At 66.8% G+C, this 24,245-nt stretch carries 24 protein-coding genes; 5 read left to right on the top strand and 19 right to left on the bottom strand.

Translation table 11 applies throughout. The features are described from left to right. Positions 1-90 precede the first annotated feature (90 nt). The 4 genes from AC50YM_RS11405 to AC50YM_RS11390 form a co-directional block, all read right to left on the bottom strand. Positions 91-291: a helix-turn-helix domain-containing protein gene (locus AC50YM_RS11405; RefSeq protein WP_494957058.1), complete on the bottom strand. Its 201-nt coding sequence runs from the start codon at positions 289-291 to the stop codon at positions 91-93. A 399-nt stretch (positions 292-690) separates the two neighbouring features. Continuing rightward, positions 691-1,206 carry a GNAT family N-acetyltransferase gene (locus AC50YM_RS11400; RefSeq protein ID WP_494957057.1) on the bottom strand — a complete coding sequence of 172 codons (516 nt, stop codon included), beginning with the start codon at positions 1,204-1,206 and terminating at the stop codon, positions 691-693. 88 nt (positions 1,207-1,294) lie between these two features. Next, entirely contained in the window at positions 1,295-1,711 is a 417-nt protein-coding gene (locus AC50YM_RS11395) for a VOC family protein (RefSeq protein ID WP_494957056.1), read from the bottom strand. A 100-nt stretch (positions 1,712-1,811) separates the two neighbouring features. Beyond that, positions 1,812-3,056, bottom strand: coding sequence for a multidrug effflux MFS transporter (locus AC50YM_RS11390; protein ID WP_494957055.1), 1,245 nt, complete (start codon positions 3,054-3,056; stop codon positions 1,812-1,814). A gap of 75 nt (positions 3,057-3,131) precedes the next feature. Between AC50YM_RS11390 and AC50YM_RS11385 the strand changes: the two genes are divergently transcribed. Beyond that, on the top strand, positions 3,132-3,569 hold the full coding sequence (locus AC50YM_RS11385) for a MarR family winged helix-turn-helix transcriptional regulator (protein ID WP_494957054.1): 438 nt from the start codon (positions 3,132-3,134) through the stop codon (positions 3,567-3,569). A gap of 86 nt (positions 3,570-3,655) precedes the next feature. Here AC50YM_RS11385 and AC50YM_RS11380 read toward each other — a convergent pair whose 3' ends face one another. Further along, positions 3,656-6,667, bottom strand: a complete 3,012-nt coding sequence (locus tag AC50YM_RS11380) for a bifunctional [glutamine synthetase] adenylyltransferase/[glutamine synthetase]-adenylyl-L-tyrosine phosphorylase (RefSeq protein ID WP_494957053.1) — start codon at positions 6,665-6,667, stop codon at positions 3,656-3,658. A 9-nt stretch (positions 6,668-6,676) separates the two neighbouring features. Beyond that, complete coding sequence (gene glnA, locus AC50YM_RS11375) at positions 6,677-8,017, bottom strand: type I glutamate--ammonia ligase (RefSeq protein WP_069951320.1); 1,341 nt, start codon at positions 8,015-8,017, stop codon at positions 6,677-6,679. Between the two features lie 286 nt (positions 8,018-8,303). Here glnA and panB point away from each other — a divergent pair, with 286 nt between their 5' ends. Next, entirely contained in the window at positions 8,304-9,287 is a 984-nt protein-coding gene (gene panB, locus AC50YM_RS11370; RefSeq protein WP_494957052.1) for a 3-methyl-2-oxobutanoate hydroxymethyltransferase, read from the top strand. 23 nt (positions 9,288-9,310) lie between these two features. Here the strand turns inward: panB and AC50YM_RS11365 are convergent, their stop codons facing one another. Together AC50YM_RS11365 and AC50YM_RS11360 are read right to left on the bottom strand one after the other, a co-directional pair. Further along, positions 9,311-9,889, bottom strand: a complete 579-nt coding sequence (locus AC50YM_RS11365) for a YceI family protein (RefSeq protein WP_494957051.1) — start codon at positions 9,887-9,889, stop codon at positions 9,311-9,313. A 2-nt stretch (positions 9,890-9,891) separates the two neighbouring features. Beyond that, a complete protein-coding gene (locus AC50YM_RS11360; RefSeq protein ID WP_494957050.1) occupies positions 9,892-10,056 on the bottom strand; it encodes an SPOR domain-containing protein in 165 nt (54 codons plus the stop codon). Positions 10,057-10,193: 137 nt separating this feature from the next. Between AC50YM_RS11360 and map the strand changes: the two genes are divergently transcribed. After that, the gene (gene map / locus AC50YM_RS11355; RefSeq protein WP_494957049.1) at positions 10,194-11,072 is read left to right on the top strand and encodes a type I methionyl aminopeptidase; all 879 of its coding nucleotides are present in this window, start codon (positions 10,194-10,196) and stop codon (positions 11,070-11,072) included. 89 nt (positions 11,073-11,161) lie between these two features. Beyond that, positions 11,162-11,965 carry a polyphosphate--glucose phosphotransferase gene (ppgK, locus tag AC50YM_RS11350; RefSeq protein ID WP_494957048.1) on the top strand — a complete coding sequence of 268 codons (804 nt, stop codon included), beginning with the start codon at positions 11,162-11,164 and terminating at the stop codon, positions 11,963-11,965. Between the two features lie 146 nt (positions 11,966-12,111). Here ppgK and nrdR read toward each other — a convergent pair whose 3' ends face one another. The 3 genes from nrdR to AC50YM_RS11335 form a co-directional block, all read right to left on the bottom strand. Beyond that, on the bottom strand, positions 12,112-12,603 hold the full coding sequence (gene nrdR, locus AC50YM_RS11345; RefSeq protein WP_494957047.1) for a transcriptional regulator NrdR: 492 nt from the start codon (positions 12,601-12,603) through the stop codon (positions 12,112-12,114). A gap of 137 nt (positions 12,604-12,740) precedes the next feature. Beyond that, positions 12,741-14,132, bottom strand: coding sequence for a histidinol dehydrogenase (gene hisD, locus AC50YM_RS11340; RefSeq protein ID WP_494957046.1), 1,392 nt, complete (start codon positions 14,130-14,132; stop codon positions 12,741-12,743). 39 nt (positions 14,133-14,171) lie between these two features. Continuing rightward, positions 14,172-14,768, bottom strand: coding sequence for a hypothetical protein (locus AC50YM_RS11335; RefSeq protein ID WP_494957045.1), 597 nt, complete (start codon positions 14,766-14,768; stop codon positions 14,172-14,174). Positions 14,769-14,977: 209 nt separating this feature from the next. On the opposite strand from AC50YM_RS11335, the gene AC50YM_RS11330 reads away from it, so the two are divergent. Continuing rightward, positions 14,978-15,436, top strand: a complete 459-nt coding sequence (locus tag AC50YM_RS11330; protein WP_494957082.1) for a flavin reductase family protein — start codon at positions 14,978-14,980, stop codon at positions 15,434-15,436. Positions 15,437-15,440: 4 nt separating this feature from the next. On the opposite strand, the gene AC50YM_RS11325 is transcribed toward AC50YM_RS11330, so the two are convergent. The 8 genes from AC50YM_RS11325 to AC50YM_RS11290 all read right to left on the bottom strand — a co-directional run bounded on the left by AC50YM_RS11325 (position 15,441) and on the right by AC50YM_RS11290 (position 24,245). After that, entirely contained in the window at positions 15,441-16,028 is a 588-nt protein-coding gene (locus AC50YM_RS11325) for an SDR family NAD(P)-dependent oxidoreductase (RefSeq protein WP_494957044.1), read from the bottom strand. A gap of 46 nt (positions 16,029-16,074) precedes the next feature. Beyond that, positions 16,075-19,632, bottom strand: coding sequence for a DNA polymerase III subunit alpha (gene dnaE / locus AC50YM_RS11320; RefSeq protein WP_494957043.1), 3,558 nt, complete (start codon positions 19,630-19,632; stop codon positions 16,075-16,077). A 92-nt stretch (positions 19,633-19,724) separates the two neighbouring features. Further along, positions 19,725-20,825, bottom strand: a complete 1,101-nt coding sequence (locus AC50YM_RS11315) for an RluA family pseudouridine synthase (protein ID WP_494957042.1) — start codon at positions 20,823-20,825, stop codon at positions 19,725-19,727. After that, positions 20,815-21,423, bottom strand: coding sequence for a signal peptidase II (gene lspA, locus AC50YM_RS11310; protein ID WP_494957041.1), 609 nt, complete (start codon positions 21,421-21,423; stop codon positions 20,815-20,817). Before lspA ends, AC50YM_RS11315 begins: the two co-directional genes overlap by 11 nt. 146 nt (positions 21,424-21,569) lie before the next feature. Beyond that, positions 21,570-22,256: a DivIVA domain-containing protein gene (locus AC50YM_RS11305; protein ID WP_494957040.1), complete on the bottom strand. Its 687-nt coding sequence runs from the start codon at positions 22,254-22,256 to the stop codon at positions 21,570-21,572. Between the two features lie 148 nt (positions 22,257-22,404). Then, on the bottom strand, positions 22,405-22,713 hold the full coding sequence (locus tag AC50YM_RS11300; RefSeq protein WP_494957039.1) for a YggT family protein: 309 nt from the start codon (positions 22,711-22,713) through the stop codon (positions 22,405-22,407). 137 nt (positions 22,714-22,850) lie between these two features. After that, complete coding sequence (locus AC50YM_RS11295; protein WP_494957038.1) at positions 22,851-23,381, bottom strand: cell division protein SepF; 531 nt, start codon at positions 23,379-23,381, stop codon at positions 22,851-22,853. A gap of 87 nt (positions 23,382-23,468) precedes the next feature. Next, positions 23,469-24,245 carry a YggS family pyridoxal phosphate-dependent enzyme gene (locus AC50YM_RS11290; RefSeq protein WP_494957037.1) on the bottom strand — a complete coding sequence of 259 codons (777 nt, stop codon included), beginning with the start codon at positions 24,243-24,245 and terminating at the stop codon, positions 23,469-23,471.

Raw genomic sequence — 24,245 nt, 5'->3', positions numbered from 1 at the left:
GCGGCTTTCCACCCACGGATTGCACGACGGCGGCCCCCACCTTTTGGTGGGGGCCGCCGTCGTTTAAGCCGTCGTCGCCCGCGTTCCGCCTCAGCGCTTCCCATACTTCCGGTGCACAGCCTGCTTGCTGACGCCAAGGCACGTTGCGATGGCTTCCCACGACAGGCCCGCCTGCCGGGCCCGCAACACCGCTTCCGTTTCGGCCCGGGCCACTTCCTTGCGCAGTCCGGCCACCGCGTACAGCGCCTCCGCCGGGCCCTTGCCGTCCATCGAACCAATCAATGTTTCCATCCAGACCTCCTGTGTCAACTTTAGTTGATCCTCCGGGAAGCGTCAACACAAATTGACAGTGGGGCGTCCAGCCCGCGCAGGGCCGCCACGGGGTCGGGGATCTCCGTCCATGGGGAATGGGTATCCGGGCGGGCTTGGTCAGGCGCAGTTTCCGCGGCGACACCTCAGCCTGCGCGGCGTCTGCGGTGTACGGATCCGGCGGTCGGCTCAGGGCGCCGCCCACTGTTCCCAGCGCGCGTCCCCGACGAACAGGGCTCCCCCGTCGGACGGCGGAAAAGACTCCGGGCAGTCCGCCGCACCGGCCCGGATGGCGGCACGCGGGCTCCTGGCCGTCACACCGCCGACATCATGAGGCCAATATTGACCGACCGGGTGCCGCCGCCAAGGAGTGAGTCCCGCTCAGAACCCCCGGTACATGGTCCGCTGCGGGCCGGTGTCGTCGCCCAGGTACTGCCCGCGGTCCTCGAACCCTGCCTTGCGGTACGCGGCCCGTCCGGCCGGGTTTTCTTCGTTGACAGAGAGCACGACGCCGGCCTCCCCGCCGCCCAGGGCCGCCGTCAGTTTCGCGGCCGCCCGCACAGCGGCCTCCGCCGCCAGGGCGCCGAAGCCCCTGCCCTGCTGCCGGTGGTCAATAAGGAACCCGCGCAGCAGCCAGACCGAGTGGTCATCGGCCCAGCCGGCCAGGGTCGCGGCGCCGGTCTGCAGGGTCAGGACCCCGACGGCGGATCCGTTGGCGTCAATCGCCATCGGGGACCGGGAATCCTCTTCCAGCGCGATGAGCATCATCCGCAGCGGCTCACCGACGAACCTCCGCTGGTCATCGCTGACGTCGAGCTTGGCGATTTCGCCGAGCTTGATGGCGCGCGCGTCGTCGTCTAGGTTCTTCAGCGGCATCAGCCACACGCTTTCAGGCATAACAGAAGCGTACCCACCCAGCGCGGCGCCTCCGGCCCGGCTGCCGCAGGATTGGAGCGCAGCGCCTCCCCACACGGCTGCCGCAGGGTCAGAGTGCGGCGTCCTTCGGCGGCCCGGCCGGGTCCATCCAGAAGACTTCCCAGAGGTGGCCGTCCGGGTCCTGGAAGCTGTGGGTATACATAAAACCGTAGTCCTGGGCTTCCTGGGACGGTGCTCCGCCGGCGGTGAGTGCCGTCCGGACGAGCTCATCGACAGCCTCGCGGCTGTCCAGGGAGAAGGACATGATGACCTCTGCAGACCCTGAGGCGCCTGCTACCGCCTTGGACGTAAAGGTCTTGAAGTACGCGTCGACGAGCAGCATCACGAAGGCGTCGTCGTTGACAATCATGCAGGTTGCGTTTTCATCGGTGAAGTCGGGGTTGAAGGTGAATCCCAGCGCGGTGAAGAACGCCACCGTCTTGTCGAGGTCCCTGACGGGGAGGTTCACAAAGAGTTGTCTGGCCATGCGGACAAGGTAGCACCGCCGCCGTCGGGGTGTCAGCCCCCCGTGCCTCCCCATCCGGTTCCGGATGGGGAGGCCTGCCCGGGGAAGGATGACGTTTCGGTCAGTGCTGGGACACGGGTTCCGCAGGGCGTTCCACAGGTTCGGAGGCCGGCAGGATCGTCGCGCCACGGGTGAGGGTTACCAGGCTCAGGAGGGCAATGATTCCCGCGACAAGCATCACGACCGCCATCGGCAGGGCACTCTCTTCTCCGGCGAGGCCCACCAGCGGGGAGACGGCTGCAGCCAAGGTGAACTGAAGCGCGCCCATGATCGCCGATCCGCTGCCCGCATACTGCTTGACCTGGTCTGTGGCCAATGCCGCGGCGTTGCCGAAAATGAAGCCCAGTGAGGATATTGCCAGGAAAATCACCACAAGCGTCGGGACCAGCGGCGTGTTGCCGGCCGACACGATTGCCAGCAGGACCGCGCTGAAGACCACCAGTCCCGCGACGCCGAGATAGGTCATCCGGAGCGGACCCAGCGTGCCCACCAGCTTCACGCCGATAATGCTGGTGACCGTCAGGCCCAGGGCGTTCAGCGCGAAGAGCAGGGAGAACGCAATGGGGTCGAGTCCGAGGATATTTTGGTAGACAAAGGGCGACGCCGAGATGTAGCCGAACATGGCGGCCATGGAGTAGGCGAACGCGAACGTGAACCCAAGGTAGCGCCTGTTGCCGAGCACGCGGCCGGTGTTGGAGAACAGCTCCTTCACCCCGCCCTTGCTGCGACGTTCCAGCGGCAGGCTCTCCTTCACGATGAGGATGGATCCAATAACCATGAGCATGTTCAGGACGGCCAGCGCCCAAAACACCCCGCGCCAGCCGGAGAAGCCGATAACGCCGCCGCCAGCCAGCGGCGAGAGGACGGGCGCGATGCCGCCGACCGCCATCAGGATGGCAAACTGCTTGGCGGCATGCACGCCGCGGCTGGAATCCGAAACGATGGCTCGGGCCAAAACCACGCCGGCAGCGCCGGCGAACCCCTGGACGAACCGCATTCCGATCAGGAACTCGATGCTTGGTGCCACCGCGCAGAGCACGCTCGCGGCCAGGCAGGCGACGGCGCCGATCAGCAGCGGCTTGCGCCGGCCAAACTGATCCGACAGTGGCCCAATCACCAGCTGGCCGACCGCCATGCCAAGCATGAACGTGGTGAGAGTCAATTGAATGGTGGCTGCGCTGGTGTCGAGATCCAGCATCATTTGTGGGAAGGCCGGCAGGTACATGTCGATGGCAAAGGGCCCCAGCGCGCTGAGCAGGGCCAGCATTGTCATCAGGGACGCTGTCGTTTTGGAAGACGTGGTCATGAAGTAAATCGGTTCACTTTCGTTCGGCGGCTTCATTATGTTGACATACGTATGTCTTCATATCAAAATTGGTGAATGAAGAAAGTGCATGAGGCAGCGAAAGCGCTGATAGAGCTGGCCTGGTGGGTTCAACGCAAAGGCCCGGTGCGGGCCGGGCTGGAACCCTTGCCTGCCACCGAGTGGGCCATCCTTGGCTACCTGGAAGACCATCCTGGATCCAGCGTCACCGAAGCGGGGGTGGCGCTGGACATAAAGCCGTCCAACGTTTCAACCGCGGTTCGCGCCCTGGGCGCGCGCGGGCTGGTGGAACGGCTGTCGGATCCGGAGGACAAACGAAAGTCGCTGCTCTATTTGACCGAACTTGCCCGGACAAACAAGAGCAGCATCGACGCGGCCGTGACGGGGTCGCTCGAGGAAGTGCTGGAGCAGCTCCCGCCCGAACACCGGGATGCGCTGTTTGCCTCGCTGGACGCACTCAGTGACATCGCTGTTCGGCTGCGCCCCCACGACTAGGCCGCCCCGGATGCCTGCCTGAAATCCCCGCCGTGGTACCGGATTAGCGACGCAGGATTAGTGCCGGCTCGTGCTGCCCCAGCCGTTCACTGTCCGTAGAAGACCCGTTCGAACACGCTCCGCGCGCGCCGGCTCAGCCGCAGATAGTCCTCTTCCAAGGCGGCGGCATTGCCCTGTCCGTAGCCGCACCAGCGGGCTACCGCTTCCAGGTCGCGGCGGGAGGACGGCAGCACATCCGAGGCCCGGCCGGTCCAGATCACATTGGCGGACCGGATCCGGCTCGCCAGGTGCCAGGCACGGAGCAGGATCGCCACGTCCTCCGCTTCGAGCAGCCCGACGGCGGCGGCAGCTTCGAGGGCCTCCACGGTGGAGGTGGTCCGCAGCCCGGGGTGCTGTCCTGCGTGCTGCAGCTGGATGAGCTGGGCCAGCCATTCGACGTCGCTCAGGCCGCCGCGGCCGAGCTTGAGGTGCCGGGCCGGATCGGCGCCGCGGGGCAGCCGTTCCGCCTCGACCCTGGCCTTCACCCGCCGGACTTCCCGCACGTCGTGCTCGGAGAGCGACTCCGGGTAGCGGACGGTGTCGATCAGGGCCACGAAGTCGGCGGCCAGCCCGTCGTCGCCCGCCATCGGCCGGGCCCGCAGCAGCGCCTGGGCCTCCCACACCAGCGACCACCGGCGGTAGTACTCGGCGTATGATTCCAGCGACCGCACCATCGGCCCGCTCTTGCCCTCGGGGCGGAGGTCCGCATCGACCATCAGGACGCGTTCAGCCAGGATGGCGGGCTTCAGCGGCTGGGTGAGCAGGCTGGAGAGCCGGCCAACGATCTGCAGGGCCTGCTGCTGGGCCTCGTCCTCCGGGACGCCGGGCATCCCGCGGTGCACGTAGATGACGTCGGCGTCGGAGCCGTAGCCGATTTCCCGGCCGCCCTGCCGTCCCATGGCGACCACCAGAACGTGCGTCTTAAGCGGCTCCTCCGCGGTGACCATGGTTTCCGCGACGCGCAGGGCCCCCAGGACCGCGGCCCGGTCGGTGTCGGCCAGGGCCGTGCCGACCTGGTCCTGGTCCAGCAGTCCCGCGCTGTCCGCGATCGCAGTCCGCAGGATCTCGCGGCGGCGGATCAGCCGGATCAGTCGCATCGCATTTTCCGGATCCGGATGGCGGGACATCTTGGAGGCAATCTCGAGCCACTGCGCCTCGAAGGTCAGCGGCACCAGTTCCTTGTCCGAGCCGAGCCAGGCGACGGATTCGGGCGAGACCTCAAGCAGGTCGGCGATCAGCCGGGAGTTGGACAGCACATGGCAGAGCCGCTCGGCCGCCGCCGTCGAGTCCCGGAGCATGCCGAGGTACCAGTGGGTGGTGCCGAGGGCTTCACTGACCCGGCGGAAGGCCAGCAGGCCGCCGTCGGGGTCAACGCCCTCCGCGAGCCAGCCCAGCAGGATCGGAAGCAGCTGGCGCTGGAGTGCTGCGCGGCGGCTGACCCCCCCGGTGAGCGCTTCGATGTGGCGCATGGCTCCGGGGGGGTCGAGGTAGCCCAGCGCGGCGAGGCGCCCCTGCGCGGCTTCCGGGCTGAGCCTGGCTTCCTCGCTGCTGAGTGATGCGGCGGTGTTGAGCAGCGGGCGGTAGAAGATCCGCTCGTGCAGCTCGCGGACGGACCGCTTGGTTTTGCGCCAGGTTTCGACCAGGGCGTCGGGTTTGGGCCGTCCGCTGGAGAAGGGTCCGAGGACAGCTTTGGCGAGTGACCGCAGCGCGGCTTCCGAGACCGGCATGAGGTGGGTGCGGCGCAGCTGGAAGAGCTGGATCCGGTGTTCCAGCAGCCGCAGGTAGCGGTAGCAGCGGTCGAACTCGGCCGCGTCGGAGCGGCCGATGTAGCCGCCGGCGGACAGGGCGGCGATGGCCGAGGTGGTGTCGCGGCAGCGCAGGGTCTCGTCGGACTTGCCGTGCACCAGCTGCAGCAGCTGGACGGTGAATTCGACGTCCCGGAGTCCCCCGCGGCCCAGCTTGATCTGCCGCTGCTCCTCCTCGGCGGGGATGTGTTCGGTGACCCGGCGGCGCATCGACCGGACCGACTCCACGAAGCCTTCCCGGCCGGCGGAGGACCAGATCAGCGGCGCGACGGCGGCTTCGTAGCGGGCGCCGAGATCGGCGTCCCCGGCGATGGTCCGCGCTTTCAGCAGGGCCTGGAATTCCCAGCTCTCGGCCCAGCGGGCGTAATAGCTCTCGTGCGAGGCCAGGGTCCTGACCAGCGGCCCGGATTTGCCCTCCGGGCGCAGGTTCGCGTCGACCTCCCACAGCCCGGGTTCGCGGCCGACGGACATGATGGCCCGGGAGATGCCGGTGGCCAGTGCGGTACCGATCGTGTTGGCGCGCGGGTCATCGAGCCCGCCGGAATCGATGACGTAGATGACGTCGACGTCGGAGATGTAGTTGAGTTCGCGGGCACCGCATTTGCCCATGCCGATCACGGCCAGCCCGACGGCGGCCACCTCGCCGGCGCTGAAGTGCTCGGCGGCCTCGGCCCGGGAGACGGCCAGGGCGGCCTCGATCGCGGCGCCGGCGAGGTCCGCCAGTTCCGCGCCCGCAGCGGGCAGGAAGTCCAGCGGGTCGGCAGCGCAGAGGTCCTTGACGGCCAGTTCGACGAGGCCGCGCCGGTACTCGGTGCGGAGCGCCACGTAGCCGTCCTGGCCGGTCAAACCGGCCACCGGGCGGGCGGACTTCGGATCCGCCCGCACCGAGCGCAGCAGCCGGGCGCGCAGCCCGGCGGCGTCCGCGGCCCGCGGTTCGGGGCTGGCCGTCACCTCGAACGCGTCAAGATGTTCCGGGTGGCGGATCAGGAACTCACCCAGCGCCTCGGAGGCGCCCAGCACCCGGTACAGGGGCTCACTGCGTTCCAGCTCCGCGACCGCCAGCTTCCGCAGGTCCGGGTGCTTTTCAATCAGCCGGACGAGGGACTGCAGCGCCGTATCCGGGTTCGCGGCGAGCTGCAGCCCGGCGAAGAGGACGTCCTCGTCCAGGCCCTCCAGCTCCGGGGCAGCCAGGAACCGTTCGCCCTTTTCCAGATCGCTGAAACCGGCCGCAATCAGGCGACGTGCCAGGCTCACCCGGGCCGCCTAAAGGATGCCGAGGTTGCGCTGCAGCTCGTAAGGCGTGACCTGGAGACGGTAGTCCTGCCACTCGGCGCGCTTGTTGCGCAGGAAGTGTTCGAACACCTGCTCGCCGAGGATCTGCGGCATGAGTTCGGAGTCCTCCATCGAGCGGATGGCATCGTGCAGACTGGCCGGAAGCGGGTCATGGCCCATCGCGCGGCGCTCGGCCGAGCTCAGCGACCAGATGTCGTCCTCGGCGGCGGCGGGGAGCTGGTAGCCCTCCTCGATGCCCTTCAGCCCGGCACCGAGCAGAACGGCGTAGGCCAGGTAGGGGTTGGCCGCCGAGTCGATGCCGCGGTATTCGATCCGCGCCGACTGGCCCTTGCCGGGCTTGTAGAGCGGGACGCGGACCAGGGCGGACCGGTTGTTGTGGCCCCAGCTGAGGTAGCTGGGGGCTTCTCCCCCGCCCCAGAGCCGCTTATAGGAGTTCACGAACTGGTTGGTCACCGCGGTGAACTCCGGCGCGTGCTTGAGGATCCCGGCAATGAACTGCCGGGCCGTCTCGGAGAGCTGGAACTCGGCGCCGGCCTCATAGAAGGCGTTCGTGTCGCCCTCGAAGAGGGAGAAGTGGGTGTGCATGCCCGAGCCCGGGTGCGCCGTAAACGGTTTCGGCATGAAGGTGGCGTAGGTGCCCTGCTGCAGCGCGACTTCCTTGATCACGGTGCGGAACGTCATGATGTTGTCTGCGGTCTGCAGCGCATCGGCGTAGCGCAGGTCGATTTCGTTCTGGCCGGGGCCGGCCTCGTGGTGGCTGAATTCGACCGAGATGCCGACCGATTCCAGCATGGTCACGGCCGTGCGGCGGAAGTCCTGTGCCACGCCGCCCGGAACGTGGTCGAAGTAGCCGCCCTCGTCCACCGGGACCGGGGAACCGTCGGGACCCGGCTGCTGGGACTTGAGCAGGTAGAACTCGATCTCGGGGTGGGTGTAGCAGGTGAAGCCCATGTCCGCGGCTTTGGCCAGGTTGCGCTTGAGGACGTTGCGGGGATCAGCCGCGGAGGGTTCGCCGTCGGGCGTCAAAATGTCGCAGAACATCCGCGACGTCGCCTCGGTCTCGCCGCGCCAGGGCAGGATCTGGAAGGTGGCCGGGTCCGGCTGGGCCAGCATGTCCGATTCGAAAACGCGGGCCAGGCCCTCGATGGAGGAGCCGTCAAATCCCAGGCCCTCCTCGAAAGCGCCTTCCACTTCGGCCGGGGCCAGCGCCACCGACTTCAGCGAGCCGACGACGTCGGTGAACCACAGCCGCACGAACCGCACATCGCGCTCTTCGATCGTCCGCAGGACAAACTCTTGCTGGCGGTCCATACTGGCCTCTTTCCGGTTCTTCGTCCGTGCCCGGGCCCGTCGTGCATGGTCCCGCGGCTGCTCACGATTCACTTTACTAACCATTGCCACCGATTGCCGAAGCGGCCGCCGCGCGTAACCCAGCGTTAACACGGGGAACCCGAAAATTGCCAACCCGGGAAACCCGAAAATTACCGCCCAAACGACGCTGCCCGGGCGGCGGCCCGGGTCGCGCCTGACGTGACTCATACGCCCACAGGATGGCGCCCGGTAGCTAGGACGCGCCGTATCGCACTACGCTCGTGCCATGGCCACAAGCACCAGCCCCGATTCCAGCATGCCCGCAGAACTAGCCGCCCCCTACGGCAACGGCCCGTCGGCCGCCGCAGTCCCCGCCGCTCCAGCCCGGAATCCGTCCGCGGACCCTGCCGCCGGTCCGTCCGCGGGCGCAGCCGCGGATGCTTCCAGCAGCGCGGAGGCCGGCGGCCGGAAGCCTGTGGCGAAGATCCGCACGCACCACCTGCACCAGGCGAAACTCAGTGGTGAACGCTTTGCCATGCTGACCGCCTACGACCAGTACACCGCGGAAATCTTCGACCAGGCCGGCATCGAGGTCCTCCTCGTCGGCGACTCGGCGTCCAACAACGTCTTCGGCAACGAAACCAGCCTGCCCGTCACCGTGGACGAACTGATCCCGCTCTGCCGCGCCGTGACCCGGTCGGCGAAGCGGGCCCTGGTCGTGGCGGATCTGCCCTTCGGCAGTTACGAGGTCTCCGTCCAGCAGGCGGTGGCGACCGGCGTCCGGTTCCTCAAGGAAGGACTCGCCCACGCGGTCAAGATCGAGGGCGGGAAGTTCTATGCCGAGACCGTCCGGGCCATGGTCCAGGCCGGCATCCCGGTGATGGCGCACATCGGGTTCACCCCGCAGAGCGAGCACGCCCTCGGCGGCTACCGCGTCCAGGGCCGCGGCGATGATGCCCAGCGGCTGATCGACGACGCCGTCGCCTTGGCCGACGCCGGAGCGTTCTGCGTGCTGATGGAGATGGTTCCGGCGGCGACGGCGGCAGCCGTGGACGCCGCCGTCGCGGTGCCCACCATCGGGATCGGCGCCGGCAACGCGACGACCGGGCAGGTGCTCGTGTGGCAGGACATGGCAGGCCTGCGCGGCGGCAGGATGGCCAAATTCGTGAAGCAGTACGCGGACCTGCGCACCTCCCTCAGCGACGCCGCGAAAGCCTACCGCGAGGACGTGCGCTCCGGCCAGTTCCCCGGCCCCGAGCACTCCTTCTAGGCCTCCGGGGGTGTTCCGGCGGCCTAGGCCTCCGGGGGTGTTCCGGCGGCGCCTTCGCTCTTGATGGCGGACACCTCGAACTCCAGCGTGACCTTGTCCGACACCAGCACGCCACCGGAGTCCAGGGCGGTGTTCCACTTGAGCCCGAACTCCTGGCGGTCGATTCGGCGGGAACCCTCGAAACCGGCCCGGAGGTTCCCCATGGGGTCCCGCTCGACGCCGATGAAGTCGATCGGGATCGAGATCTCCTTGGTGACGCCGCGGATGGTCACGTCCCCGCTGACAATGAAGTGGCTCTCGTCCACCTGGTCCACCCGGCTGCTCACAAATGTGATCTTCGGGTAATGGGGGGCGTCAAAGAAGTCGTTGGTCCGCAGGTGTTGGTCCCGGTCGGCATTGCGGGTGTCAATGCTCGCGACGTCGACAGTGAGCCGGACCTGCGAGCGTTCCGGGTTGTCGGCGTCGACCGTGATCAGGCCCTCGAAGTCGTTGAAGGCGCCGCGGACTTTGGTGACCATGGCGTGGCGGGTGGAAAAGCCGATTCGGGTGTGGGTCGGGTCGAACCGCCACTGCCCTCCGTGATCAGGCGAGACTTCGGGCATAGTCAGTCGTCCTCGCCCTTCTCCCAGACCTCATTGCGCGCCTTGACCTTTTCCAGGGCGTGTTCGGCTTCTTCCCTCGTCTTGTACGGGCCGATCAGCTGGCTCCAGTCGGACATGGCGTCCTCTTCAATCTCGTGCGTATTGACGTTGTACCAGTACTCCGGCATCGATGCTCCTCAGCTCTCAGGGTTGCGCCCCGGCACCCCGGCGGGATGCGGAGCGCTGCCGAACGCCGCTATTGGTTTCCACGGGATCTTTCCACTTCTGTTTCCTGGCCTTCGGCAGGGGCTTATATGATCAATGTATGCCTTCTCTAGCCTCGACCGCACCCATCGGCACTCTGGTTCCGGGAGCGGTCAGTCCGCAGCTTCCCGTTCCGGCATCGATCCCCCGCCCGGAGTATGTGGGCAAACCGGGACCCGCGAAGTTCACCGGTTCGGAAGTGAAGACGGCGGAGACCATCGAGAAGATCCGCATCGCCTCACGGATTGCCGCCCAGGCCATCGTTGAGGTCGGCAAGCACATCCGGCCCGGCGTCACCACCGACGAACTGGACCGGGTCGGCCACGAATTCCTGCTCGACCACCACGCCTACCCGTCCACTCTCGGCTACCGCGGCTTCCCCAAATCGCTGTGCTCGTCGCTGAACGAGGTCATCTGCCACGGCATCCCGGACAGCACCGTCGTCAGGGACGGGGACATCCTGAACATCGACATCACCGCGTATGTCGGCGGCGTGCACGGGGACACCAACTACACCTTCCTGGCCGGCGACGTCGACGAGGAGTCGCGGCTGCTCGTCGAGCGCACCCAGGAGTCCCTGGCCCGCGCCATCCGCGCCGTGGCCCCGGGCCGCGAGATCAACGTGATCGGCCGCACCATCGAGTCCTACGCCAAACGCTTCGGCTACGGCGTCGTCCGCGACTTCACCGGCCATGGCGTGGGCGAAGCTTTCCACACCGGCCTGATCATCCCGCACTACGATGCCGCCCCGGCCTACAATACGGTCATGGAGACCGGCATGGTCTTCACCATCGAACCGATGCTGACGCTCGGCACCGTGGACTGGGACATGTGGGCCGATGATTGGACTGTTGTGACCCGTGACCATAAACGCACCGCGCAGTTCGAGCACACCCTGCTCGTTACCGAGTCCGGTGCGGAGGTCCTGACGCTCCCCTGATTCGCGCACCACCAGAAGATCCCGGTCTTCGCCCGTCGGCCCTGGGCCGCACCCTCCTAGCCCCGCCCCCTGCCACGAACGGAACCGCATTGGCCACCAAGGACGAGAAGTCGAAGAAGAAGACCCCGCTGATTGGCATCGACATCGGCGGCACCGGGATCAAGGGCGGAATCGTCGACCTGAAAAAGGGCAAGCTGATTGGTGACCGCGTCCGCATCCCCACTCCGCAGCCCGCCACGCCCGAGTCCGTGGCGGAGGTCGTGGCCCAGGTGGTCGCCGAACTGTCCGCCCGGCCGGACGCGCCGGCCCCCGACTCGCCGGTGGGTGTCACCTTCCCCGGCATCATCCAGCACGGCGTGGTCCACTCCGCCGCCAACGTGGACAAGTCCTGGCTCGAAGTGGATATCGATGCCCTTCTCACGGCCCGTCTCGGCCGCCCGGTGGAGGTCATCAACGACGCCGACGCCGCCGGCCTCGCCGAGGCCCGCTTCGGTGCCGGCGAATCCGTGAAAGGGACGGTGCTGGTCATCACGCTCGGCACGGGGATAGGTTCGGCCTTCATCTTCGACGGCAAGCTTGTCCCCAATGCCGAGCTCGGTCACCTGGAAATCGACGGCTTCGACGCCGAGAGCAAGGCCTCGGCCGTGGCCCGTGAACGGGATGGTCTGAGCTGGGAAGAGTACAGCGTGCTGCTGCAGCGGTACTTCTCCCACGTGGAGTTCCTCTTTTCGCCGGAACTGTTCATCGTCGGCGGCGGCATCTCGAAGCGCGCGGACGAATACCTGCCGCGGCTGCAGCTGCGCACCCCCATCGTCCCGGCGGAACTGAAGAACGAGGCCGGTATCGTCGGCGCCGCCTTCGAGATCGCGCTGAAACACAAACTGACCAAGTAGCACACTTGAGCTATCACTCCGGGTCGTTCTGACGGTTGGGAACAACCCGGAGTGATAGCTCATTGTCTGGCTGGTGCCGGTGGCGGCCGCGGCTTCCCCTCCGCTGCCGCCACCGGAGTCTGTAGGACCGGCGCCGCTGAACGCTGCTAGAGCGGGCTCTTGTGCTGGCTCGTGCCGTCGCGTTCCGCGGTCTCGGCCTCGTGCCGGAGCAGCGAAATGGCGGCTTCGAAATCCTCGAGGGATTCGAAGGCCTGGTAAACGCTGGCGAAGCGCAGGTACGCGACCTCGTCGAGTTTCTGGAGCGGATTGAGGATGGCCAAACCGACCTCATGGGCGTCGATTTCCGCGGCGCCGGAGGCCCGGATGGTCTCTTCGACTTCCTGGGCAAGCATGGCCAGGTCGTCCTCGGTGACGGGACGGCCCTGGCAGGCCTTGCGCACGCCGTTGATGACCTTGCTGCGGCTGAAGGGCTCGCCGACCCCGGACCGCTTGATCACGGTGAGGCTGGTGGTCTCGACGGTGGTGAAGCGGCGGCCGCACTCCGGGCACTGCCGGCGGCGCCTGATGGCTGAGCCGTCATCGGCCATCCGGCTGTCCACCACGCGGGAGTCAGGGTTGCGGCAAAACGGGCAGTACATGTCGTTTCATCCCCTGTCGGCAGGCTGGCGAGCAAGACGCCGGAGAACACCGGCGGTCCGTCGGAGCAGTTGGCTCCGAAATCAGTTTACGACTAGATATGGCCGAATAACAAGCCTGTAATTACTACATGTTGTGGTCAGGAGCCTTCGGCGAACCGTGCGGTGACGGCCTCGCCGTGCGCCGGAAGGTCCTCCGCACCGGCCAGGCTCAGGATGTGCCCGCTGACTTCCTGCAGGGCCGCGCGCGAATAGTTGACGACCTGGATGGCGCGCAGAAACGTCGTCACGTTCAGTCCGGAGGAAAATGCTGCAGTGCCGCTGGTCGGCAGCACGTGGTTGGAACCGGCGCAGTAGTCGCCCAGGCTGACGGGGCTGTAGTCCCCCACGAAGATCGCCCCGGCGCTGCGGATCCGGCCCGCCACGCCGGCCGCGTCCGCGGTCATGATTTCGAGGTGTTCGGCTGCGTAGGCGTTGCACGCGGCGATGCCCTGCTCGAGGGTGTCCACCAGGACGACACCGGACTGCGGCCCGGAGAGCGCCTCGCGGACCCGCGCACTGTGCTTCGTTGCTGCCGCCTGGCGGTCCAGTTCCACCCGGACGGCCGCGGCGAGGGCCACGGAATCGGTGATCAGCACGGACGCGGCGTTGGGGTCGTGCTCGGCCTGGCTGATCAGGTCGGCTGCGACCAGGGCCGGCTGCGCCGTGGCGTCGGCGAGGATGGCAATCTCGGTGGTGCCGGCCTCGGAGTCAATGCCCACAACACCCTTGACCAGGCGCTTCGCGGTGGCGACGAAAACATTGCCGGGGCCGGTGACGACGTCGACCGGGTCCAGTCCGGCGGCTTCCGCCGCGGAGGGGATGCCGTAGGCGAAAGCCGCGATGGCCTGGGCGCCGCCGATCGCGTAGACCTCCTCGATCCCGAGCAGGCAGGCAGCGGCGAGGATGGTGGGGTGCGGCAGGCCGCCGAAGTCCTTCTGCGGCGGGGACGCAAGGGCGATGGATTCGACGCCGGCCGCGAGGGCCGGGACGACGTTCATGATCACGGAGGACGGGTAGACCGCCAGTCCGCCCGGGACGTAGAGGCCCACGCGCGCCACCGGAACCCAGTTCTGGCTGACGACGGCGCCTTCGCCGAACTCGACGTCGGTGTCCGCCGGGCGCTGGGCGTCGGCAAACCGCCGGGCGCGCCGGATGGATTCCTCCAGGGCAGCCCGCACAGCGGGATCAAGCCCGGCCAGGGCGTCCGTCAGCGCGTCGGCCGGGACGCGCGGGTGCGACTGTTCCACGCCGTCGAAGGTGCGGGCCAGCTCGCTGAGCGCCTCGAAACCCTGGGAGCGGACGGCGTCGATAATGTCCAGGACTTTCTGCTCGGCATCGGCCATGGTGCCGGCCTGGGCCCGGGGCACCGCCGCGCGGAGGCCGGCGAGCGTCAGCCGCTGGCCGCGCAGGTCAACGGTGCGGAAATCGACGCCGCCGGAAACCGGGGACGCAGGGGCGGCGGGCGCGGGGCTGTCAGCTGAAAGGGTCACCCTTCTATTTTACGTGCCGCCCGGCGGGTCACGTTCCCGTTACTTGGTGGCCGGGAATTCGGGGCCGGCCGGCGCCGGGGCGAAGACGGTGTTCAGGAAAATGGCCAGGGCCGCTGCGCTCGGCCAGATCGCCAGGACCGCGTAGGAGCGGAGGGAAAAGGCAATACTGGCACTGGCCGAGGTGTCCGCCGGCATTCCCCACCAGAGCCCACACACGACGCCGGTCCCCCATGCTGCAAGGGCGCCCAGGGCACCTGCACCCACGGACAGGAGAACGTCCCGGCCGGACGGCCCGTCGTGCTTGCTGCCGGAGGCGACCGCTCCGGAAATGCAGCCGGCGAGCAGGAACAGGCCGGCCAGCACCAGATCCCGCGGCAGCCACCCTTCCGTGTTGCCGCCGCTGCGCAGTTCCGGGTTGCCGGAGAGAAGATTCAGGCCGGAGGGCGCAAGCAGCCACCACAGCAATCCGACCGGAACGCCGGCGGCGGCGATGACAGCAGCCTTCCGCCACGGTGTCGCGCCGGCGGATGCCCCGGGCCCGGGATCGGGCCCTTGCCCGGGCCCGTGCCCGGGATCGGGCCGGCCGCCCTGCCGGGCATCCTGCTGGAACTGGCCGTGCACTGCGGGATGCGTCATGCAACAAACCTTAACAAGCTTTCCGCCGGCCGGGCGCCTCACGCCGCGGGTCCCCGGATGACGTGCCACATGACGCCAGGGGGTAAACAAGTACCGCGCCCGATCCAAGGCGCAATACGCTGGCAGGGTAGGACTATCACACACGTGCAGCAGGGAGTTGGATCGCAGTGGCGACAGAGGATCAAGCCTTCGAAGGAACCTTCAGGGAGATGTTCCGCCGGCATGCGGCTGGCGTGGCCATCATCACCGCCAACTTCAACGGGGTCCCCGTCGGCTTCACGGCGACGTCTGTGGCCTCGCTTTCGGCGAAGCCGCCCCGGTTCACCTTCAACATGGCCCGCACCTCCAGTTCCTGGCCGGCGGTGGCCAACACCACGTACATCGGGGTGCACATGCTGGGGCTGGACAACCAGGATCTTGCCGACCGCTTTGCCCGGACCAGCAACCGCTTCGAGGGCGATCACTGGGCGCTCGGACCGCATGAGGTGCCGATCCTGAAGGACGTCGCCGGCTGGCTGATCGGGAAGGTCCAGATGCGGCTCTCGTTCGAGAACAACGCCGTGGTGGTGGTCGAGGTCGTCGAGGGTGCGGTGGGCGCGGACGGGGCTCCCCTGTTGTACCACTCGGGCTCCTACGGCCAGCCCGTCCCGCTGGACTACGAGATCTGAACCCTCACCAGGGCAGCTGAACTCCGGAACCCAGCTCCATAAAGCGCGGACCGGTCGAACTGGCCAGGTTGATTTCCCGCAGGAGCTCGGCCGCTGCGGCCGCGGGGTCCTTGGCGGCTCCGTTGCGGCCCATCCCCGTCTTGAGAATTCCGGGATGCACCGACCAGACGTCGAGCCGGTCACCGAACTCCTCATGCAGGCTCAAGGTCAGCATGTTCAGCGCAGACTTGGAGAGCCGGTAGCTGTAACTCGTGCCGAACCCGGCAAACTCCCCGGCCGCCTGCAGGGCAGCGGATCCCAACCGCGAGGAGACGTTGACGACGAGGGGACGGCGCGGACCTGTGTCCGGCGCGAACAGTCCGGCCAGACACGCCTGAGTGACCCGGATGGCGCCGCCCACGTTATTGTTCAGCGATGCAGCCAGGTCATCGGGGTCAAGGTCGCCAAGAGCGTTTTGCCTGCTGCCGATGGCGGCATTGTTGACGACGACGTCGAGGTTCACTCCGGCGAGTACGTCCGCCACCGGCCCCGGGCACGGACGGGAAATGTCCCACTCAAGGTAGCGCACCGCCGCGTGCCGGTTTGAGATCACAGTGCTGCGCGGGGGTCCCAGTCTGCCGCCCGGCGCCGACACGGGCCTAGTTGTCCAGGCAGGTCGGGCCGAGGAGCACCTTCAGGTCCCCGAACAGTGAGGGGCTGGGGTTAACCCGCAGGTGGACGGGCAGGCCCATGATCTCCACCCGGGAGTCGCCCTGCAGGTGCAGCCGGACCTCGGACTTGCCGCGGTGGGTCCGCAGCACGTCGCCGAGCTCGGTCACGACGGCCTCGGTCGCCTTGTGGGTCTGCATGGTAATCACCAGCGGGCCGTTCAGGCCCTCGCTGAGGTCCGGGACGGAGAGTTCCATGCAGTTCAGCGCGACGGCGCCGTCGTCGCGGCGCTGCAGCCGTCCCTTGACGACGACGATGAGGTCCTCTGCCAGCACCGAGGCGATGGGCCCGTAGACCTGGCCGAAGAACATGACCTCGACGGATCCGCCGAGGTCCTCGATCTCGGCACGGGCGTAGGCGTTGCCGCTGGCCTTCGCGATCCGCCGGCTCAGCGAGGTGATCATTCCCGCGATGGTGACGATGGCGCCGTCGTGCGGTCCGTCCTCGGCGATGAGCGTGGTGATGGACTGGTCGGCGTGCTGGCTCAGGACCCCTTCGAGGCCCTGAAGCGGGTGGTCCGAGACGTAGAGGCCCAGCATGTCCCGCTCGAAGGAGAGTTTGTCCTTTTTCTCCCATTCGGGCAGGTCAGGGATTTCGATGCTGAGGGAGGCCTCGGATTCGGCCTCGTCGAACCCGGCGAAGAGGTCGAACTGGCCGATCGCCTCGTTGCGCTTGAGGGTGATGACCGAGTCGATGGCTTCTTCGTGGATCATGGCCAGGGCGCGCCGGTGGTGATTGAGCGAGTCGAAGGCGCCGGCCTTGATCAGCGACTCGATGGTCCGCTTGTTGCACACCACGGCGGGGACTTTCACCAGGTAGTCCTTGAAGGACGTGTAGGCGCCTTCCTTTTCGCGCGCGGCCACCATGGCCTCGACGGCGTTGACGCCGACGTTGCGGATGGCACCCATGCCGAAACGGATGTCGGTGCCGACCGGGGTGAAGTTCAGCGCTGACTCGTTGACGTCCGGCGGCAGCACGGTGATGCCCATCCGCCGGCATTCGTTGAGGTAGATCGCCGATTTGTCCTTGTCGTCGCCGACGCTGGTGAGCAGGGCGGCCATGTATTCCGGCGCGTAGTGCGCCTTCAGGTACGCCGTCCAGTACGAGATCACGCCGTACGCGGCCGAGTGCGCCTTGTTGAAGGCGTAGTCGGAGAAGGGCAGCAGGATGTCCCAGAGGGTCTTGACCGCGGCCATCGAGTAGCCGTTGTCCTGCATGCCCTGGGAGAAGCCGGCGAACTGCTTGTCCAGTTCCGATTTCTTTTTCTTGCCCATGGCGCGGCGCAGGATATCGGCCTGGCCCAGGGTGTAGCCGGCGAGCTTCTGCGCCACGGCCATGACCTGCTCCTGGTACACGATCAGCCCGTAGGTCCCGCCGAGGATCTCGGAGAGCGGTTCCTCCAGCTCCGGGTGGATCGGGATGACGTCCTGGATTTTGTTCTTGCGCAGGGCGTAGTCGGTGTGCGCGTTGGCGCCCATGGGCCCGGGCCGGTAGAGGGCCAGGACGGCGGAGATGTCTTCGAAGTTGTCAGGCTTCATCAGCTTGAGCAGGGACCGCATCGGGCCGCCGTCGAGCTGGAACACGCCGAGGGTGTCGCCGCGGGCCAGCAGCTCGTAGGACGCCGCGTCGTCCAGTTCCAGGGCTTCCAGGTCGAGGTCGATCCCGCGGTTCATTTTGATGTTTTCCAGGGCGTCGGAAATGATCGTCAGGTTCCGCAGGCCCAGGAAGTCCATCTTGATCAGGCCGAGGCCCTCGGACGTCGGGTAGTCGAACTGCGTGATGACCTGGCCGTCCTGGAAACGGCGCATGACCGGGATGACGTCGATGATGGGGTCCGAGGACATGATGACGCCGGCCGCGTGCACACCCCACTGGCGTTTCAGGCCCTCGATGCCGAGCGCCGTCTCGAACACCTTGGCGGCTTCGGGGTCCGTGGCGATCAGCTGGCGGAAGTCCGCGGCCTCGCTGTAGCGCTTGGAGTCCTTGTTCTGGATGTCGGCCAGCGGGATGTCCTTGGCCATCACGGCCGGCGGCAGCGCCTTGGTCAGCGTCTCGCCCATGCTGAACGGGTAGCCCAGCACACGCGAGGAGTCCTTGAGGGCCTGCTTGGTCTTGATGGTGCCGTAGGTGACGATCATCGCGACGCGTTCGTCACCGTATTTGCGGGTGACGTAGTCGATGACCTCGGAGCGGCGCCGGTCATCGAAGTCGACGTCGAAGTCAGGCATGGAGACGCGGTCCGGGTTGAGGAAGCGCTCGAAGATCAGGCCGTGGTGCAGCGGATCGAGGTCGGTGATGCGCATGGCATAGGCCACCATGGAGCCGGCGCCGGAGCCACGGCCGGGGCCCACCCGGATGCCGTTGTTCTTGGCCCAGTTGATGAAGTCGGCCACAACCAGGAAGTAGCCGGGGAACCCCATCGAGGTGATGACGCCGAGTTCGTAGTCGGCCTGGGTGCGGACCTTGTCCGGGATGCCCTTGGGGTAGCGGTACTGGAGTCCCTTGTCGACTTCCTTGACCAGCCACGACGTTTCGTCCTCGCCCTCCGGGCAGGGGAACCGGGGCATGTAGTTGGCTCCGGTGTTGAACGACACTTCGCAGCGCTCGGCGATCAGGAGCGTGTTGTCGCATGCCTCCGGGTGGTCGCGGAACAGCTCCCGCATTTCCTGCGGTGACTTCAGGTAGTACCCGCTGCCGGAGAAGGCGAAGCGGGAGCCGCCGTTGTCGTACGTCGGTTCCAGGAGGGTGGAACCGGACTGGATGGCCAGCAGGGCCTCGTGCGCCTTCGCGTCGTGCTCGTGTGTGTAGTGCAGGTCGTTGGTGGCCACCAGGGGCAGGTTCAGTTCCTTGGCCAGCCGCAGCAGGTCCCCGGTGACGCGCCGCTCGATGTCCAGGCCATGGTCCATGATTTCGCAGAAGTAGTTCTCGGCGCCGAAGATGTCGCGGAATTCGGCGGCCGCCGCCACGGCCTCCCGGTATTGGCCGAGCCGGAGCCTCGTCTGGACCTCGCCGGACGGGCAGCCGGTCGTGGCGATCAGCCCTTCGGAGTAGGTGTTCAGCAGCTGGCGGTCCAGCCGGGGCCATTTGCCGAAGACCGAGTCCAGTGAGGCGATCGAGGAGGCCCGGAACAGGTTCCGCATGCCCACATTGTTGTAGCTGAGCAGGGTCATGTGGGTGTAAGCGCCGCCGCCGGAGATGTCGTCCTTGCGCTGGTTCTCCTCGCCCCACCGGATACGGGTCTTGTCCGTGCGGGCGGTCCCGGGAGTGACATATGCCTCGACGCCGATGATCGGCTTGATGCCCTGGTCCGTGGCCCGCTTCCAGAAATCGAAGGCGCCGAACAGGTAGCCGTGGTCTGTGGTGGCGAGGGCCGGCATGCCAAGCCGCTCGGTTTCGTCGAACAGTTCACCGAGCCGGGCGGCGCCGTCCAGCATCGAGTACTCGGTGTGGTTGTGGAGATGGACAAACGAGTCGTTGCTGGAAGTCACCGAACCATTCTAGTGCCGCGCACCGACCTTTCCGCGCGGCACTCCGCCCGGCCTCCGATTGGACCGGTCCAACCGGAGGCTGATCAGGCTGGTCAGGCCTGACCGGACTCCAGGACCTCCAGCGCGTAGCGCAGATCCTGCGGGTACTCGCTGGTGACGGTGACCTTCTCACCGGTCCGGGGATGGTCGAAGGACAGCTGCCGGGCGTGCAGCCACTGCCGGGTGAGCCCCAGGGTGGCGGCGAGCCGCGGGTCCGCGCCATAGGTCAGGTCGCCGGCGCAGGGGTGGCGCAGGGCCGAGAAGTGGACCCGGATCTGGTGGGTGCGGCCGGTCTCCAGGTGCACTTCCACCAGCGAGGCCTTCCCGAACGCCTCGAGGACCTCGTAGTGCGTGATGGAGTCACGGCCGTCCTCGATCACCGCGAATCGCCAGTCGTGGCCCGGATGCCGGCCGATCGGCGCGTCAATCGTCCCGGCCAGCGGGTCGGGCAGGCCCTGGACGACGGCGTGGTAGACCTTGTCCACGGTGCGTTCCTTGAAGGCGCGCTTGAGCGCCGTGTAGGCCCGTTCCGTCTTGGCGACCACCATCACTCCGGAGGTTCCGACGTCGAGTCGGTGGACGATGCCCGCGCGCTCCTGTGAACCGGAGGTCGAGATCCGGTAGCCGAGGCCTGCGAGGCCGCCGACGACGGTGGGTCCCACCCAGCCCGGTGAGGGATGGGCCGCCACACCGACCGGTTTGTCGATGACCACAAACTCGTCATCGTCCAGCAGGATTTTCAGGCCTTCCACGACTTCCTCCACGATTTCCAGGGGGTCCCGGCGTTCCGGGACGACGACGTCGAGCACGGCGCCGGGGGCAAGTTTGAGCGACTTTCCGACCGTTTTGTTCTTGCTGAGGACGTTGCCCTCGGCGATCAGTGTGGCGGCCTGTGAGCGGGAGATGTCCATGAGTTTCGCCAGTCCGGCATCCACCCGGGTCCCGGCCAGCTCATCCGGGACCACGAAGCGGAACGATGACGCAGCGGCAGCCGGCTTTCCGCCCGTGGCGGCGGGCTCGTCGACGTCGTCGATGTCTTCCGGAACAGTGTCCTCGGGCAGGATGTCCGCCGGCAGCACGCCGCCTGGCATCAGGTCCTCCGGCGTCGCGTCATCCGGGGTTGTGTGGCCGGGCGCAGGGTCCTTAGGAGTCATGTTTGACGGTTTCCTTCGTCAGGCGCGTGCCGTCCAGGGCGATCCCGCGCAGCGTGAGCAGGCAGATAATCACGACAGAGGACACGACGGCGGAGTCGGCGATGTTGAAGATCGCGAAGTTGGGGAGCTGGATGAAGTCCACGACATGGCCCATCGCGAAGGAGGGCTCGCGGAACAGCCTGTCGGTGAGGTTGCCCAGCGCGCCGCCGAGCAGCAGGCCAAGGGCCAGCGCCCACCAGAGCGAGCCCAGTTTCCGCAGCTGCAGCAGAATGGCGATGGAGACGGCGGTCATGATGATGGTGAACACCCAGGTGACGTTTTCGCCGATCGAGAAGGCGGCGCCGGAGTTCCGGATGTAGTACCAGTGCAGCAGCGGGGGAAATACGGGGATCCGCTCCCCCTCGGTCATGGTGCTGGTGACCCACAGTTTCGTCAGCTGGTCAAAGACGTAGGCGAACGCCGCCAGGCCGAAGAATACGGCGAGCAGCTGTACCCGGGGCGGCCGCGGGCGGGCGGGCTCCGCGGGCTCTGCCCGGGCTGGCCCGGTCCGGGCGGGCTCAGCGGGCTGCGTGGCATCGGGTGAGGGTGCGTCTGTCATAGGACTTTCGTTGACGAGCCAGTGCGGCGACTGGGTGCTGGGTGCTGGGTGCTCGGGTCACGGCCGCCGGCGGACCCGCGGTTAATGACAAAAGCCGGCGGCCGAGGAATCCTCAGCCACCGGCTTTCAGAATACTTGCTTAATGCCTAGCTGGTGGCTTCGACCTCAGGGGCCGCCACGGAGCCGCGGGCATCCAGATCGCGCAGCTGGCCTTCGATGTAGGCCTTCAGGCGTGACCGGTAGTCGCGCTCGAAGCCGCGGAGCTGCTCGACCTTGCGTTCCAGCACGGAGCGCTGCTGTTCGAGGGCACCGAGGATCTTGCGGGACTTCTCTTGGGCGTCGTTGACGAGGCTGCTGGCCTCAATCTGCGCTTCGGCGATGATCTTGTCGCGCTGCTGCTGGCCGTCCGCGACGTGCTTGTCGTGCATCTGCTGCGCCATGGCGAGCAGGCCTGCAGCGGACTCGGCTGCCGGGGTGGCAGCGACGCGTGCCGGGGCAGCTGCCTGCTCGGTTTCCTTCTTCTTGGCAACTTCGGCGGCCTTGGCGGCTTCAGCAGCCTTGGCCTCGGCTTCTGCCTTGGCGCGGTCGTCCTTGTCGGCCTTGACGGGCGCCGGAACCTTTTCCACGACGGGCGCCGCGGCGGCGGAACTGGCAGGCGTGCCGGCGCCCAGTTCGGCGAGCTTCTTGCGAAGCTCGTCGTTCTCCTGGTTCAGGCGTCGCAGTTCAACGACGATTTCGTCCAGGAAGTCATCAACTTCATCCTGGTCGTATCCTTCGCGGAACTTGGTCGGCTGAAAGCGCTTGTTGACAACGTCTTCTGGCGTCAAAGCCATCTGGTCACCTCGTTGGTCTAGTTAGTCAGTAGGCCTTCCGGCCGTCAAAACTACGGTACCTAAATATGGTCTGGTTCCTCTAATTCAACACCGCAGTGTCAAACCGGAGTTTCTAAATGTTTCGGGCCGCGGACAGGTCCGCCGCCCACTACGCCGAGATCGACTGGGAAAACGCCAGGGAGCGGGTTGCGTTCATGGCGATTGTGACTGCCACGAACAGCAAAAGGAAGCCGAGGTCCAGTGAAATCCCCCCGAGCCGCAGCGGCGGGATGAGCCGCCGGAGCAGTTTGAGGGGCCGGTCTGTGACGGCATACACAGCGTGGGCCGTGACGAGGGCCGCGCCGCGCGGGCGCCACCCGCGTGCGAACATCTGCACCCAGTCGAAGACCAGCCGAATGATGAGGGCTACCAGGAACAACAGCAAGGCGATATAGACAAGTCCGAAAACAATTCCCATGAGCTAACTCATATCTCCGTGTTCATTCCGGATACCGCAGTGTCCTCTTGATAGTTACGCCTCTATTTCAACACGGATATTTCAGCAAGGATGCCAGAGCGGGTGGCCCGGTCTGGCATCCTTGCAGAAATCGTCGACTAGCTCTGGTTGAAGAAGGCGGCCTGGGTCTCGCTGATCTTCTTGTCATCGCCGATGACTTCAACGTACGACGGCGACAGCAGGAAGACCTTGTTGGTCACCCGTTCGATGCTGCCACGAAGACCAAAGACCAGCCCGGCTGAGAAGTCCACGAGCCGCTTTGCGTCCGCCTCACCCATGTCCGTGACGTTCATGATGACGGGGATTCCGTCACGGAAGCTTTCGCCAATGAGCTTGGCATCGTTGTAGGACCGCGGGTGGATCGTGGTGATCTGGCGGAGTCCGGTGTGCTCGTCGCGGCTCGACGCCGCTCGCTTAATGGGTGTCACAGGTGCGCGATATTCCTCTTCAGCGGCGTAGGGCTCTTCCCTGGGGGCCTCGCGGACGGGCGCCGGTGCGCGGCGTTCCTCGCGGTCATGCTCCATGGAATCGTCCTCATCCTTATGCGATGTTTGGTGCTCGGACTCGTAATGTTCGTCGCCATCGGCGAGCCCAAGATAGATCATTGTCTTGCGCAGAGCGCCGGCCATGGTCGACTCCTAATCGTGTCCGTCAGCGGGCCGATCAATGACTAAGCAGCCTTGGAATCCCCGCCATTACCTTCCAATACGTTGAACCTACCGCAACGCCGGACGCGGTCCGAGAATATCGGACCCAATCCGTAGGTGTGTCGCACCGAACCGGATGGCCTGTTCCAGGTCCTGGCTCATGCCGGCGGAGATTCCCTTGGCCTCGGGATGGTCAACGGTGAGACGGGCGGAAAGCTCCGCGAGCTTCTCAAATGCCGGGGCCGGGTCGGCGCCGAAGGGGGCGACAGCCATGAGGCCGGCAAGCCGGAGTCCGGCCGATTCAGCCAGCTGCCCGGCCAGCGCCGGGACGTCCGCCGGAAGGGCACCACCGCGGTTCCCACCTGCGTCTTCGTCCAGGCTGACCTGGATGAAGCAGTCCAGCGGTGCCCGTCCGGTGCGTTCCTGTTCGGCGGACATGGCTTTGGCCAGGGCGCCGGCCAGCTGGAGCCGGTCGACGGAGTGCACGGCGTCGGCGTACTTAACGACGGACTTGGCTTTGTTGCTCTGGAGTTGGCCGATGAAGTGCCAGTGCAGCCCTAAACTTCCCAGCGCGCCCGCCTTCTCCGCGGCTTCCTGGTCCCGGTTCTCCCCGACGTCCGTGATGCCCAGCAGGGCGAGCCTCCGGACATCGGCGGCGGGGTGGAATTTCGTCACGACGATCAGCCGGGGCGGCAGGTCCTGCCGTCCGGCGGCCGCGACGGCGCCGTCGATGCGCCGCTGGACGGCGGCCAGCCGGTCCCGGAGCTGTTCCAGCCGGGGATCGGATTGCCCATCCGCGGTCTCCTGCCCGTTCAGCTGCCCGTCCGCGGGTTCCCGCCCGTTCAT

This window comes from Pseudarthrobacter sp. RHLT1-30-1, assembly GCF_059383415.1.
The sequence above is the reverse complement of the archived record's forward strand: the minus strand, read 5'-3'. Positions and strand labels throughout refer to the sequence as shown.

Coding starts and splice junctions, on each gene's coding strand:
- map (WP_494957049.1), top strand. CDS start 10,194: ATGCCTTCTCTAGCCTCGACCGCACCCATCGGCACTCTGGTTCCGGGA.
- glnA (WP_069951320.1), bottom strand. CDS start 8,017: ATGGACCGCCAGCAAGAGTTTGTCCTGCGGACGATCGAAGAGCGCGAT.
- AC50YM_RS11360 (WP_494957050.1), bottom strand. CDS start 10,056: ATGCCGGAGTACTGGTACAACGTCAATACGCACGAGATTGAAGAGGAC.
- AC50YM_RS11330 (WP_494957082.1), top strand. CDS start 14,978: ATGTTCCGCCGGCATGCGGCTGGCGTGGCCATCATCACCGCCAACTTC.
- AC50YM_RS11365 (WP_494957051.1), bottom strand. CDS start 9,889: ATGCCCGAAGTCTCGCCTGATCACGGAGGGCAGTGGCGGTTCGACCCG.
- AC50YM_RS11385 (WP_494957054.1), top strand. CDS start 3,132: ATGAAGAAAGTGCATGAGGCAGCGAAAGCGCTGATAGAGCTGGCCTGG.
- AC50YM_RS11335 (WP_494957045.1), bottom strand. CDS start 14,768: ATGACGCATCCCGCAGTGCACGGCCAGTTCCAGCAGGATGCCCGGCAG.
- AC50YM_RS11300 (WP_494957039.1), bottom strand. CDS start 22,713: ATGGGAATTGTTTTCGGACTTGTCTATATCGCCTTGCTGTTGTTCCTG.
- AC50YM_RS11295 (WP_494957038.1), bottom strand. CDS start 23,381: ATGGCCGGCGCTCTGCGCAAGACAATGATCTATCTTGGGCTCGCCGAT.
- lspA (WP_494957041.1), bottom strand. CDS start 21,423: ATGACAGACGCACCCTCACCCGATGCCACGCAGCCCGCTGAGCCCGCC.
- AC50YM_RS11390 (WP_494957055.1), bottom strand. CDS start 3,056: ATGACCACGTCTTCCAAAACGACAGCGTCCCTGATGACAATGCTGGCC.
- AC50YM_RS11315 (WP_494957042.1), bottom strand. CDS start 20,825: ATGACTCCTAAGGACCCTGCGCCCGGCCACACAACCCCGGATGACGCG.
- AC50YM_RS11305 (WP_494957040.1), bottom strand. CDS start 22,256: ATGGCTTTGACGCCAGAAGACGTTGTCAACAAGCGCTTTCAGCCGACC.
- AC50YM_RS11400 (WP_494957057.1), bottom strand. CDS start 1,206: ATGCCTGAAAGCGTGTGGCTGATGCCGCTGAAGAACCTAGACGACGAC.
- panB (WP_494957052.1), top strand. CDS start 8,304: ATGGCCACAAGCACCAGCCCCGATTCCAGCATGCCCGCAGAACTAGCC.
- AC50YM_RS11290 (WP_494957037.1), bottom strand. CDS start 24,245: ATGAACGGGCGGGAACCCGCGGACGGGCAGCTGAACGGGCAGGAGACC.
- AC50YM_RS11395 (WP_494957056.1), bottom strand. CDS start 1,711: ATGGCCAGACAACTCTTTGTGAACCTCCCCGTCAGGGACCTCGACAAG.
- AC50YM_RS11405 (WP_494957058.1), bottom strand. CDS start 291: ATGGAAACATTGATTGGTTCGATGGACGGCAAGGGCCCGGCGGAGGCG.
- nrdR (WP_494957047.1), bottom strand. CDS start 12,603: ATGTACTGCCCGTTTTGCCGCAACCCTGACTCCCGCGTGGTGGACAGC.